Here is a 13,016-nt window from a genome sequence, read left to right as displayed (position 1 = left end):
GACGTCGGCACCAAGGCCGAGGTGCACCGCCTCCTCTCGGAGCTGGCCGCCGGGGGCCTGGCCGTCCACGTGGTGCGCCCGTTCTCCGGGTACGGCGCCGACCAGGGCCCCGAATGGCCGTTCGGGGCGTTCGTGGGCCGTGCGCACCGCCGCGATGACCCCTTCGTCATCTGGGGGGACGGCCAGCAGGTCCGCGACTGGATCCACATCTCCGACCTGGTGGCCGGCGCCCTGGCGGTGGTGGTGGCCGATGAGCGGCGGCCGGTGAACCTGTGCACGGGCCGCGGCACCTCGATGATGGAGCTGGCCACCACGATCTGCGCGGCCGCCGGCTACTCCCCGACCTTCTCCTTTCTGGCCGAGGCGCCCACGGGCGTGGCCTACCGGGTGGGGTCCTCGGTGCGGCTACGGGAGATCTACACCCCGCGCGTCGAACTCGAAGAAGCCGTCACCCGCGTGCAGTGGGGGGCGCTGTGATGCCCCCCGAAGCGGTGTACGCCGACATCGGCGACCTCAAGGCCGAGTACTCCATCACCGACATCGACCGCGATGAGCTGCTGACCGAGGCGCTGGAGGCCGCGAGCCGGTACGTCGACCGGGCGTGCGGGCGCCGCTTCTGGCTGGACGGCATCGCCGCGGCCCGGCGCTTCTCGCCGCTGCGCAACGTGGTGAGCGACGGCGACGGCACGCACCTGCTCATCAACGACATCGGTTCCCTCGATGGCCTGGTGGTGGAGATCGGCACCGGCTCCTCCTGGACGGATGTGACCGACAGTGTGGAGACCGAGCCGCTCAACGCACTGGACGACGAGCAGCCGATTACCTCGCTGCTGCGCGGGGCGTGGCCGTGCGGCGGCGGGCAGCGGGTGCGGGTGACGGCCCGGTGGGGGTGGCCGGCCGTCCCCGCACCCGTTCGGGTCGCGACCCTGCGCCAGGCCTCGCGCCTGTTCAAGCGCAAGGACTCCCCCGACGGGATCACCGGTAGCGCGGAGTGGGGAATCGTGCGGGTCTCGCGCGTCGACCCCGACGTCGCCGCGCTGCTGCGCCCCTACGTGCTGCCCGGGTTGGGGTGAGCCGATGGACATCTGGGGGATCCGCGAAGGCCTCGCCGCGGCCGCCAAGACGGTGTCACTGCCCACGGGCAAGGGGTCGCTGACCTGCACCGCGTGGCTGCCCGACCAGGTCACCAGCCCGCACTTCTTCATCGCCGAGTACACCCAGGACTACGACAAGACCTTCGGCGGCCTGGACGTGGTGGAGTTCACCGCCCGCATCCTCATCGCCCGCGGGGATGAGCGCTCGGCCCAGGAGGTGCTGGACCTGCTGCTGCGCCGCGGCGGCCCGTCCTCGCTGAAGTGCGCGCTGGAGGCAGCGCGCGGGGAGCCCGGGGAGTACGCGCTGGGCGGCCTGGCCGATGACTTCCGCGTGGAGCGGATGCAGGGCAACCGCCTGTACGAGCACGCCGGCGTCCAGTACGTCGGCGGCGAGCTGATCATCCGCGTCTTCGGGAGTGAGAAATGAAGACCGTCCTGACCAACGTGCGCACCTTCGCGGCGGGCCTGGACCTGACCGGCACCAGCAACAAGATCGAGCTGGCCGGGGAGGTGGAGGAAAAGGACTCCACCACCTACGGGTCCGGCGGGTGGAAGGAGGTCCGCGGCGGCCTGCACTCCTCGGCGCTGACCGGCGAGGGCCTGTGGGAGGCCGGGGACGGCGGCCTGGACCCGTCCTCCTGGGCCGACCTGGGCCGCATCAGCCCGTGGACGGTGGTGCCCGTCGGCGGCGCCGCGGTGGGAGACGTGGCCTACCTGACGCAGATGCTCCGCAGCGAGTACAAGCTGGGGGACGCGGTCGGGGAGATCCTGCCGTGGTCGTCCAAGGCCTCCAGCACGTGGGCGATGCCGCGCGGTGTGATCGCCCACCCGCCGGGCATCGCCCGCACCGCCACCGGCACCGGCACCGGCGTGCAGCTGGGCGCGCTGGCCGAAGGGCAGCGGCTGTATGCGTGCCTGCACGTCCTGTCGGCCGCCGGCACCACCCCGTCCCTGAGCGTCGCGGTGGAGTCCGACGACTCCGACACCTTCGGCTCGGCGACGACGCGGCTGACGTTCGACGCCGCCACCGCCGCCAGCGGCCAGGCGCTGCGCACCGATGGCACCCCCATCACCGACACCTGGTGGCGGCTGTCGTGGTCGATCACCGGCACCACCCCTTCGTTCCTGTTCGTCGCCTCCCTCGGCATCGCATAAAGGAGTCCCCCTATGCCCAAGATGGTGCTCACCGCCGCCTACCTGGATCTCAACGGCCAGGACGTCTCGGACTGGACCAACAAGATCGAGCTGTCGGCGGAAGTGGAGGAAAAGGACGTCACCACGTTCGGCAGCGACGGGTGGAAGGAACTGCTGGGCGGCCTGCGCAGCGGCACGCTGGCAGTGGAGTTCAAGAACGACTACGACACCGGCTCGCTGGACGCCGACATGTGGGCGCTGCTCGGCAGCGTCGTCGCCTTCTCCGTGCGGCCCACGCAGGCCGCCGCCGGCGTCAACAACCCGAGCTACTCGGGATCCGTGCTGATCAAGGAGTGGAAGCCGATCCAGGGCAGCGTCGGCGACGACGCGGCGGCCTCCATCTCGCTGCCCACCAGCGGCAAGATCGAGCGCGCCACCAGCTGATGGCCGACCCGCCCGTCGACGTCACCGTCTCCACCGACGGCCTGGACTCCCTGGTGCGCGCGATCCGCGCCGAAGAAGACGGCAAGGACCTGCGCAAGGAACTGGCCAAGAACCTGCGCGAGGCACTCAAGCCGGCCGCGGCCGCGGCCAAGTCGGGGATCCGCGCGATGCCCGCCGACGGCAGCGGCCGCGCCTCCCCCGCCCTGCGCCCCACCATCGCGGCCAAGATCCGGCCCGAGGTGAAGCTGGGCGGCCGGTGGACCGGCGCCCGCGTGAAGGCCTTCAAAACCCCCACGCTGCGCCGGTTCCCCAACGCTCCGAAGCGGACGCAGAAGGCCACCTGGCGCACGCGGACCTTCGGCCGGGACGAGTGGCGCGAGCAGAAGGGCAAGCCCGGCTGGTTCGACGACCCGATGCACGCCGACAAGGCCGCCTACATCCGTGCGGTGCACGAGGCGATGGAGGCCATGGCCGCCCGTCTGGCCTCCCGCACCCGATCCACCTGACCGAGAAGAAGAGGACCCCTGATGTATTTCGTGTACAAGCCCGAGGGCTCAAGCGAGTGGCAGAAGTGGAAGTTCGAGCCCGAGAAGCTGCTGAGCCCCGAGGCCGAGGCGATCGAGCGCAAGACCGGCCTGGACTTCGGCGAGTTCGTCCAGAAGGCCCGCTTCAACATGCGGTGCCGGCGGGCGCTGCTGTGGGTGCTGCTCAAGCGCGAGCACCCGCGGCTGACGTTCGAGGACGTCCAGATCTCCATGGAGCAGACCGATTTCCGGTTCACGCGGGCCGAGTACGACGAGATGCGCGCCAAGGCGCACGAGCAGTTCGACGGGGCCGAGCTGGACGCCTTCCTGGAGCAGCTGGACGCCGAGGCCGACGAGAAGGCCCTGGACGACGAGGACGAGGCCCCAAAAGCGCCCGCGAGCAGCGGCGGCTGAGCCAGCTGGGCAACGCCGCCCACCTCCTGGGCGTGCGGCCCTGGGAGTGGAAGCACGCCACCGTCCAGGAGACCGACCTGCTCCTGGGGTGGATCGAGCAGTACAGCAAGCAGATGGATGAGGCCGAGGCCGAGATGAGGAGAGGGTGACCCGTGGCCGAGACGTCGCTGGTGTTCAACCTGATCGCCAAGGACAAGGCGACGGCCGCCCTAGAGTCGATGAAGACGCGCTTCGCCGACGCCTCGGCGGCGATCGGCACCGGCGTGGCCGCCGCCCTGGGATATGGCATCACCCAGTCGCTGAACATGGGGGCCGCCTCGGACAAGCTCGCCGCCCAGCTGGGGGCCGGGCCCGCCAAGGCGGCCGAGCTGTCCAAGGTCGCCGCCAAGACCTTCGAGGCCGGGTGGGGCGACTCGTTCGACACCGTGAACCTGGCGATCAAGGGCGTGGTGCAGAACATCGGCGATGTCTCCAAGTCCGCCGGCGGGATGCAGGGCGTCACCCAGAAGGTCCTCGCCCTGTCGCAGACTTTCGACCAGGACCTGGGCGGGACCACGGCGGCGGTCGGGCAGCTGCTCAAGACCGGGCTGGCCCGCAACGCCGATGAGGCGCTGGACATCCTGACCAAGGGGTTCCAGTCCGGGGCGAACAAGGCCGACGACCTCCTGGACACCTTCACCGAATATGGCACCCAGTTCCGAAAGTTCGGGTTGGACGGGGCGACCGCCACCGGGCTGCTCTCCCAGGGGTTGAAGGCCGGCGCCCGCGACGCCGACACCGTCGCCGACGCCCTCAAGGAGTTCTCGATCCGGGCCGTCGACGGGTCCAAGACCAGCGTGGCCGGGTATGAGGCGCTCGGCCTGTCGGCGAACAAGATGGCCGCCCAGATCGCCAAGGGCGGCCCGGCCGCCAAGCAGGGCCTGGACACCGTCCTGGACCGGCTGCGCGCGGTCAAGGACCCCTTGAAGCAGTCCCAGATCGCCGTGCAGCTGTTCGGGACCAAGGCCGAGGACCTCGGCCAGGCCCTGTTCAAGCTGGACCCCTCCAGCGCCGTCAAGGCGTTGGGCAACGTCTCGGGCGCGGCCGACAAGATGGCCAAGACCCTGCACGACAACCCGGCCGCGGCGCTGGAGAAGTTCAAGCGCACCGCCACCGCCAAACTCGCCGAGGTCGGCGGCGGGATCGTGCAGTGGGCGATGCAGAACCAGAACATCGTGCAGCCGCTGGCCATCGGCCTGGGCGTGGTGGCCGCCGCGATGGTCGCGGTGCGCATCGCCCAAGCCGCGTGGACGACGATCCAGGTGGTGGCCACCGCCGCCCAGTGGGCCTACAACGCCGCCCTGTCGGCCAACCCCATCGGGCTGATCATCATCGCGGTCATCGCGCTGGTGGCCGGGATCGTGCTCCTGTGGAAGAAGAACGAGACCTTCCGCAAGGTCGTCACCGCCGCCTGGCAAGCCATCTGGGGCGTGGTCAAGGCGGTGGGGAAGTGGTTCGCCAACACGCTGTGGCCCTGGATGAAGGGCGCTTTTTCCAAGATTGGTAGCGGGGCGTCGGCGGTCTGGAACGCCATCTCGACCTGGTTCGGCAAGATCCTCTCCTGGGTCAAGGCGCTACCGGGGCGGATCGGCCGGTTCTTCTCCGGCGCCGGGAAGCTCCTGTGGAACAAGGGCAAGGACATCGTGTCCGGCCTGTGGAACGGCATCAAATCCATGGCCTCCTGGATCAAGGACAAGCTGATCGGCTTCGCCAAGGCCGTCATCCCCGGCCCCATCGCCAAGGCCCTGGGGATCGACTCGCCCTCCAAGGTGACCGCGGCACTGGGTCGCTGGGCCGCCATCGGCCTGGCCCAGGGCGTCATGTCGGGCACCGACCGGGTCATCGAGGTGTCCAAGGCCCAGGCGCGCTGGGTGGCGCGCAGCATGGTGGACGGGCTGACCGGCTCCAAGTCCCAGATCACCACCGCCGGCCGCAAGCTCCTGGACATGGTCCAAGACGGCATGAAGAAGGGGCGGCGCAAGAACGCGCTGATCGACCGCATCAAGGGCGACACCGCGATGCTGAAGATCCTGGCCGGGCAGCAGACGTATTTCGCCAAGCAGCTGGAGAAGGCCACCGACAAGCTGAAGAACCTGCGCTCGGCCCGTGCCGACCTGATCAAGTCCATCAAGGACGGGATCGTCTCGGCCGCCGACCTGACCTCCGGTGTCAAGGACGGCGAGAACCCCACCGTCAGCGGGATCCTGGGCAAGCTCACGGCCGATGCCCAAGCCGCGCGCAAGTTCGCCGACGACCTGGAACGGCTGCGCAAGAAGGGCCTGGACAAGGACCTCCTGTCCTCCCTGGCGCAAAAGGGCGTGGAAGGCGCCGGCGCGACGGTGGCGACCCTGGCCTCGGCCAGCGCCGCCGACATCCGCGCCATCAACTCCCAGCAGGCCGCCCTGGAGTCCGCGGCCCAGCGCGCCGGGACCACCGCCGGGGATGCGATGTACGCCGCCGGGATCAAGGCCGCCGAAGGTCTGGTCAAGGGCCTGGAGAAGCAGCAGAAGAAGGTGGAGGCCGCGATGCTGCGCATCGCCAAGGCCCTGGAGAAGGCCATCCGCAAAGCCCTGAAGATCAAGAGCCCGTCGGGGCTGATGGCCGAGGTGGGCCAGTGGATCCCGCCCGGCCTGCTGGAAGGCGTCAAGCGCACCAGCCCCGCCATGGAGGTGGGCCTGGGCCAGTGGGCCTCCGATGCGGTCACCACGGCCGTGAAGGTCCCCCAGGTGCGCCCGGCCGCGCCCGTGATCGCCGCGGCCGGACGCGGCGGCGGGCAGGGCGGACCCACGCGCATCGTGGTGGACCTGGCGAACGCGCCCGCGGAGGTCAAGCGCCTGTTGCGCAAGATCGTCCGCGTGGACGGCGGCGGCAACGTGCAGCTGGCGTTCGGCGAGAGGGGCGCATGATGGCCTGGCCCCAGACCGAGCTGGGCGTGCGGGTGGAGCTGCAGCTGGGCGGTGTGTGGACCGACATCACCCAGGACGTGCGGCTGGGCGACCGAATCGGCATCAGCCGCGGCCGCGCCGATGAGGCCGGCAAGGTCGATCACGCCAAGTGCTCCCTGGTGTTCGACAACACCGGCGGCAAGTACTCCGCCCGCAACCCCTTGAGCCCCTATTACGGGCTGATCGGTCGCAACACCCCCATCCGGGTGTCGGTGCTGGCCGATGAGCCGCGCATCGTCATCGGCCCCCAGCTGCCCGGCAGCATCGGCGCCACCACCCCCGACGCCGCCGCCCTGGACGTCACCGGCGACATCGACGTGCGCTTCGACGCCTGCCTGATGAACTGGCACACCCGCGGGGTGGGCAACAGCGTGGAGCTGTGCGGCAAATCGACCGGCGCCGGGAACCAGCGCTCTTGGGCGCTGCAGGTCCGCAACTCGCTGCTGCACTTCGAGTGGTCGACCGACGGCACCGACGTCAACCAGGCCGAGGTCGAATCCACCGCCCCCATCGTGGTGCCGGCCTCCGGACGGCTGGCCGTGCGCGCCACCCTGGACGTCGACAACGGCGGCGGCGGCCATACGGTCACCTTCTACACCGCGCCGTCCGTCGGCGGGCCGTGGACGCAGCTGGGCGCGCCCGTCGTCCGGGGCGGGGTGACGTCCATCTACGCCTCCAGCGCGCCGCTGTGGGTGGGCAGCGCCGTCGTGGGGTTCGACGCCCGCCCCTGCCAGGGGGAGATCTACCACTGCGAGGTCCGCAACGGCATCGGCGGCACGTTGGTCGCCGACCTGGACGCCGCCACTGTCGCCGTCGACGCCACCGCCTGGAGCGATGCGGTGGGCCGGGCCTGGACGCTGCAGGGCGCCGTCCTGCACGATCGGCGGCCGCGCTTTTGCGGCGAGGTCTCCGAGTGGCCGCCGCGCTGGGACGTCACCGGCGCCGACCGCACGGTGCCCGTCAACGCCGCCGGGGTGATGCGCCGCCTGAACCAGGGCGCCTCCCCGCTGCGCCCGGCCACCCACCGCGCCCTCCTGGACGTCACCTCACCCGCCACCGTGTCGGCCTACTGGCCGCTGAACGACGGCTCGGAGGCCACCCAGGCCGGGTCCGCGCTGCCCCACGGCCGCCCCATGACCGCCACCGGATCCATCGCCTTCGGCCAGGAGGGCGGCGCGCTGGGCGGCGCCGGAACCGGGGTCGGGACCGGGGACGCCCCCGGGGTGCTGACCGGCACCGTGGAGGGCGCCGGCGGAATCTGCATGACGAACTTCTGGATCGACGTGCCCGCCGAGTGCACCGACGGGATCGGCGTGCAGCTCCTCACCCCCTCGGCCGTCTACACCCGCACCCTGATCTGGGTGGCCGGCACCGCCCAGACCGACGTCGGCGTCGACCCCGGGAACCTGGGCATCGAGTTCCTGCGCACGCCCAACGACGCGGGCGGCGGCGGCTGGCCGATGTTCAACTACGACCTGCGCGGCACCGGCCCGCACATGGTCACCCTGTGCTCCTACGTCAACGGCGGCAACCGCACCTTCCGCGGCTGGCTGGACGGGGTGCGCTACTTCGCCATGGCGTTCACCGACCACGGCAGCCCCGTCTACCAGGTGCGCGTGGGCACGATCCCCACCTGGTACGACACCTTCAATGCCCACATGATGGACGGCGGCGCCGACGGGATCGTCTCCGACCTGTCGGTGCAGACCATCCCCTTCGGGTGGTCCCTGGCGCAGATGGACGATGAGGCCGCCCGCCTCTACCAGGCCGGGATCGGCTACGCCGGGGAGACGGCCAAGGCGCGCATCACCCGCCTGTGCCACGAGTCCGGCGTCCCGGTGTGGACGGGCGACTCAGCGGCCACCGCCCCGGGCGTGGGCGCCCAGAGTCCCCAGAAGTTCCTGGAGCTGCTGGCCGAGGCGGCCGAGGCCGATGGCGGTATCCAGCACGAGCCCCGCGACGTGCTGGGCATTTATTTCCGCGACCACGCCACGCTCATCTCCCAACCGGTGGCGATGCGCCTGGCCTACGGCCACCTGTCGCCGGATCTGGAGCCGACCGACGACGACGCGCACGTGCGCAACGACGTCACCGCCTCCCGGCCCGGCGGTTCCTCGGTCCGCCGCATCGTGGAGACCGGCCCGCTGTCGATACAGCCCCCGCCCCAAGGGCTGGGCGTCTACGACGAAGGCATCACCGTCAACGTCGCCACCGATGCCGACCTGGCCGACGCCGCCGGATGGCGAGCCCACCAGGGCACCTGGGACGACGCCCGGTACCCGGTCCTGCGCCTGGACCTGCGCGCCAAGGCCGACCTGGTCCCCCTTGTCGCCATGGTCGACGTCGGGGACCGCGCCCAGGTCGGCGACCTCATCGACGGCCTGGACCCCGCCGACATCGACGTCATCCTGCAGGGCTACAGCGAGACGATCGGCGAGTGGGACTGGGACATCGAGTTCAACGCCACCCCGGCCCGCCTGTGGGACGGCGCGGTGGTCGATGACGACGTCTATGGCCGCGTGGACACCGACGGCTGCGCCCTGGCCCAGCCCGTCGACGCCGAGGCGACCCAGATCTGGGCCTACACCCCCACCGGCCCCACCTGGGCGTCGGGGGACGCCAACCTCATCGCCAACAACAGCTTCGAGGGCGGCACCGCCGGATGGGCCGCCGCCGGCGGCACCATGGCCCGCATCAACAGCCTGTACGTCGATGGCGCCTGGTCGCTGCAGCTCACCCCCGACGGGGCCACCCAGTACCCGGCGCTGCAGTACCAGCTCACCCCCGTCCAGGGCGACGGCCTCTACCGCGCATCAGCATGGATGCGGTGCACCACCACGCGGCCGCTGGCGCTGAACGTCAACTGGTACAACTCCGCCGGCGGCTACCTGGACACCTCCTCCATCGGCGTGCCGGTGACCGGCGGGCAGTGGACGTACGCCACCGGCCTGGTCACCGCACCGGCCGGTGCGTCCTTCGCCCAGATGTCGCCGACCAACCCCGACTACCCGGCCGCCACCGACCGGATGACGGTCGACGACGTGCGGCTGTCGACCACCGACGGCCGCGCCCTGGACGTCGTCCTCAACCACAACCCGGGCTACGACGATTTCCTGAACGGGTGGACGGGCGTCGGCGGGACCCTGGTGCGGGTCAACAACATCGCCCGCATCGGCGCCTACTCCGCGCGGCTGACCCCCGACGGCGTCACCCAGTACCCGGCGATCCAGTCCGTGCCCACCCCGGTGCAGGGCGGCCGCGCCTACCTGGCCAGCGCGTGGCTGCGCTGCGCCACCACCCGCCAGCTGGCCTACAACGTCAACTGGCACACCGTGCGCGGCGCCTACCTGGGCACCTCCACCCTGGCGGTGGCGGCCACCGCGAACGTGTGGGCCCGCGCCATGGGCGAGGTCACCGCGCCCGCGGGCGCCCAGCTGGCGATCCTGGCCCCCACCGTCGGCGACTACCCGCCCCCGGCCGACGTCTTGTGGGCCGATGACGTGCGCCTGGCCGTGCCCGTCGACGCCGCCCAGGAGTTCGGCTACGACGTCATGGTCGGCGGCGAGGTCATGACCGTCACCGGCGTGGCCGACCGCACCAGCCCCCAGCTGCTGACCGTCACCCGCGCGGTCAACGGCATCACCAAGCCGCACGCGGCCGGCACCGACCTGCGGCTGCTGCACCCGGCCGTCGTCACCTACTAGGAGCACGCAGTGCCATTTCCCCAATGGGCCGCAGGGATGCGGATCACCGGACAGCGGCTGATGGACATGGAGCCGGTGCACATGTCGGCCACGCTGCGCCGCTTCACCAACCAGACCATCCCCAACTCGACCATGACGCCCCTGGCCTGGACGAGCGAGGACGAGGACACCGGCGGCGGCCACGACAACGCCGTCAACCCCGACCGGCTGTATGTGCCCTACACCGGCCGCTACCTGCTGTCCACGTCCATCCCGTGGGCCGACAACGCCAACGGCCGGCGAAGCGGGACCTTCTCCATCAACGACGCCGCGATCAAGTCCAACGGCGGATCCGAGCACATCAACGCCGCCACCGACTGCGTCCTGCACTTCGCCCGCGTCCTGCGGGTCGCGGCCGGCGACTACGTCAACGTCTGGGTCTTCCAGACCTCCGGCGGGCCGCTGGACACCGACCCGACCGTCAACGACGGACCCAGCTTCACCGTCGACTACCTCGGCCCTTGACCGCGGAATTGAGGAGATTTTGTGGAATCGAATGTCCCCGGCGCTCACCGTGCTGCGAGACCTGGCATCTTTTCTGATCGGTGGCTGGGGCCTGGTGCACCAGGCGCTGCAGCCCAAACCCGACACCGGCGTGCTGCTGATCTTCGCCGGACTGCTGGTGACGCCCGGAGTCCTGGCCGCGCACTGGCTGGCGACGTCTGGTACCGCTGGGCAGTCCTCGCAGCCACCCTCGCCACCGCCGCAATCCTCTTCGCCCTTGCCGCCACCGGGGTGATGTGAGATGGCCGGGTTCCTGACCGTCACCGGCGCGCTGCGCGCCTGGTACTCCATCGGGATCGTCGTCCTCACCGCGATCCTGGTCATGATCGGGTCCGTGGTCTACACCAGCCACCAGCAGCAGCGCTCAGACCGGCGCTGGTGCGCGATGCTCGCGATCCAGGCCAGCCCGTCCCCGCCGCCCTCCACCCCCCGCGGCTCCTCCACCCAGGCCGAGGCCGCCCGCCTGGCCGATGCGTTCGGCTGCCCCAAGGAGACCAAGTGACCCTTACCCTCATCACCCGCACCCAGTGGGGCGCCCGCAAGGCCCGCCAGAGCGCGTCCTACCTGACGTCCACCCGGGGCGTGAAGGTCCACTACACCGGCAGCTACGTGGATCCGGCGCTGGCCGACGACCACGACCGGTGCGCCGCCCTGGTCCGCCAGATCCAGAACAACCACATGGACGCCAACGGCTGGAACGACATCGGGTACTCGTTCATCTGCTGCCCGCACCGCTACGTCTACGAAGGGCGCGGCCTGCACCGCCTCCCGGCCGCCAACGGCGAAGGCCTGAACACCGGCCACTACGCGATCCTGGGCCTGGTCGGCAACAAGGGCCTCACGCAGCCGAGCGAGGACATGCTGCACGGCATCCGCGACGCCATCGACCACGTGCGCGCCAAGGGCGGCGCGGGCAAGGAGGTCAAGGGCCACCGCGACGGCTACGCCACCGACTGCCCCGGCCCCAAGCTCTACGCCTGGGTGCAGGACGGCGCTCCCCGCCCCGGCGCATCGGCCGGCGAACCTGCACCGAGCACCGATGCGGCCAAGGCCCCGCGCTACCCCGGCCGCCCGCTGGTGCGCAACAGCCGCGGCAAGGCCGTGGCCACCTGGCAGCACCGCATGAGGCAGCGCGGCTGGAACATCGCCGTCGACGCCCACTTCGGCCCCAAGTCCGAAGCCGTGGCCAAGGCCTTCCAGAAGGAGAAGCACCTGGCCGTCGACGGGATGGTCGGCAAGAAGACCTGGGCGGCGACCTGGGAAGAGCCCATCACCTGAAGTGTGCAAAAAAGGGTGATTTTATTACCCCCTTTTCCTACACCGCCCCTGACCTGCGGCCCGACCGCCAGGTTCCGTTTTTTCGACTTCCCCCGAGGCCCCGATCATCCCGACACCAGATGAGCAGCTGCAGCTCCTGGCCGCCGCGCTCGACCACCTCAACTCCACCCTCGCCCCGCCCCGGATACCGGTCTGGTCCGGTGGCCTACTCCTGGAGGCTCTTCCATGGCCGTCCGCGCCAAGCTCACCTGCTACTCCGTCGAGGACTTCGGCGATGGCAGGGCCCGCAACTACAAGTTCAACGCATCCGCCGACAAGGCGGGCATCCCCGAGGACCAGCAGTTCACCAAGTACACGCCGACCGCCAACCTGACCATCGCGGTCGACAACCCCGCCGTCACCTTCGTGCCCGGCCGGGAGTACTTCGTCGACTTCACCCCCGTCGACTGACCACCCCCCCCCACCCCAAGGAGAACCCCCATGCTCGACTCCCTCATCCGCACCTACATCCCCGTGTGGGTCTCGGCCGCGCTCGTCTGGCTGGCCGCGCGCTTCGACATCGTGCTGGACTCCGACACCTCGGTGGCCGTCAGCGTCGCGGCCGTCGGCCTGGTCCTGGCCGTCTACTACGCGCTGGCCCGCTTCATCGAGCTGCGCTGGCCCGCCCTGGGCCGCATCCTCATCGCCCTGGGCCTGACCCGGGGCACCCCCGAGTACCGGGACGACCAGCCCCTCACCCTGCGCTGAACCACGGGATCCCGGGATCTCGCAGATCCTCTGTCCCGGGACTCCGTGATCCCGTACTCTGATCCCGTTCTTCCTACGGGCGCTTCGGTGCCCTTCCACAGGCGGACTCGGTGGCGATCCCCGCGCCACGATGATCGAGTCCGCACGAGC

The 13,016-nt window shown here is 70.6% G+C and carries 15 protein-coding genes; all 15 read left to right on the top strand.

From position 1 onward, the window contains the following. Positions 1-477: NAD-dependent epimerase/dehydratase family protein (locus ABD327_RS34820; RefSeq protein ID WP_344457428.1), on the top strand; the 477-nt coding region annotated here is incomplete at its 5' end. Beyond that, a complete protein-coding gene (locus ABD327_RS34815) occupies positions 477-1,073 on the top strand; it encodes a head-tail connector protein (protein WP_344248281.1) in 597 nt (198 codons plus the stop codon). The genes ABD327_RS34820 and ABD327_RS34815, both read left to right, overlap by 1 nt. 4 nt (positions 1,074-1,077) lie before the next feature. After that, a complete protein-coding gene (locus ABD327_RS34810; protein WP_344457426.1) occupies positions 1,078-1,521 on the top strand; it encodes a hypothetical protein in 444 nt (147 codons plus the stop codon). Next, positions 1,518-2,249, top strand: a complete 732-nt coding sequence (locus tag ABD327_RS34805; protein WP_344248234.1) for a hypothetical protein — start codon at positions 1,518-1,520, stop codon at positions 2,247-2,249. The genes ABD327_RS34810 and ABD327_RS34805 overlap by 4 nt, the downstream gene beginning before the upstream one ends. Positions 2,250-2,261: 12 nt before the next feature. Then, on the top strand, positions 2,262-2,672 hold the full coding sequence (locus ABD327_RS34800) for a phage tail protein (RefSeq protein ID WP_344457423.1): 411 nt from the start codon (positions 2,262-2,264) through the stop codon (positions 2,670-2,672). Beyond that, positions 2,672-3,178, top strand: a complete 507-nt coding sequence (locus tag ABD327_RS34795; protein ID WP_344457421.1) for a hypothetical protein — start codon at positions 2,672-2,674, stop codon at positions 3,176-3,178. The genes ABD327_RS34800 and ABD327_RS34795 overlap by 1 nt, the downstream gene beginning before the upstream one ends. A gap of 21 nt (positions 3,179-3,199) precedes the next feature. Next, on the top strand, positions 3,200-3,610 hold the full coding sequence (locus ABD327_RS34790) for a hypothetical protein (RefSeq protein WP_344248191.1): 411 nt from the start codon (positions 3,200-3,202) through the stop codon (positions 3,608-3,610). Between the two features lie 152 nt (positions 3,611-3,762). After that, the gene (locus tag ABD327_RS34785; protein WP_344457419.1) at positions 3,763-6,555 is read left to right on the top strand and encodes a phage tail tape measure protein; all 2,793 of its coding nucleotides are present in this window, start codon (positions 3,763-3,765) and stop codon (positions 6,553-6,555) included. After that, positions 6,555-10,298 carry a carbohydrate binding domain-containing protein gene (locus ABD327_RS34780; RefSeq protein ID WP_344247952.1) on the top strand — a complete coding sequence of 1,248 codons (3,744 nt, stop codon included), beginning with the start codon at positions 6,555-6,557 and terminating at the stop codon, positions 10,296-10,298. The genes ABD327_RS34785 and ABD327_RS34780 overlap by 1 nt, the downstream gene beginning before the upstream one ends. 9 nt (positions 10,299-10,307) lie before the next feature. After that, the gene (locus ABD327_RS34775) at positions 10,308-10,802 is read left to right on the top strand and encodes a hypothetical protein (RefSeq protein ID WP_344457417.1); all 495 of its coding nucleotides are present in this window, start codon (positions 10,308-10,310) and stop codon (positions 10,800-10,802) included. 31 nt (positions 10,803-10,833) lie between these two features. Next, entirely contained in the window at positions 10,834-11,076 is a 243-nt protein-coding gene (locus ABD327_RS34770) for a hypothetical protein (protein ID WP_344247956.1), read from the top strand. A 6-nt stretch (positions 11,077-11,082) separates the two neighbouring features. Beyond that, entirely contained in the window at positions 11,083-11,343 is a 261-nt protein-coding gene (locus ABD327_RS34765; RefSeq protein WP_344247958.1) for a hypothetical protein, read from the top strand. Then, positions 11,340-12,119, top strand: a complete 780-nt coding sequence (locus tag ABD327_RS34760; protein ID WP_344247960.1) for a peptidoglycan recognition protein family protein — start codon at positions 11,340-11,342, stop codon at positions 12,117-12,119. Before ABD327_RS34765 ends, ABD327_RS34760 begins: the two co-directional genes overlap by 4 nt. 225 nt (positions 12,120-12,344) lie before the next feature. Beyond that, positions 12,345-12,569, top strand: coding sequence for a hypothetical protein (locus tag ABD327_RS34755; protein ID WP_344247962.1), 225 nt, complete (start codon positions 12,345-12,347; stop codon positions 12,567-12,569). A gap of 30 nt (positions 12,570-12,599) precedes the next feature. After that, positions 12,600-12,866 carry a hypothetical protein gene (locus ABD327_RS34750; protein WP_344247964.1) on the top strand — a complete coding sequence of 89 codons (267 nt, stop codon included), beginning with the start codon at positions 12,600-12,602 and terminating at the stop codon, positions 12,864-12,866. The last annotated feature ends 150 nt before the right edge of the window (positions 12,867-13,016 follow it).

The organism is Actinocorallia aurantiaca (assembly GCF_039533685.1).
Taxonomy (GTDB): domain Bacteria; phylum Actinomycetota; class Actinomycetes; order Streptosporangiales; family Streptosporangiaceae; genus Actinocorallia; species Actinocorallia aurantiaca.
This window is presented reverse-complemented; position numbering and strand designations above follow the sequence as displayed.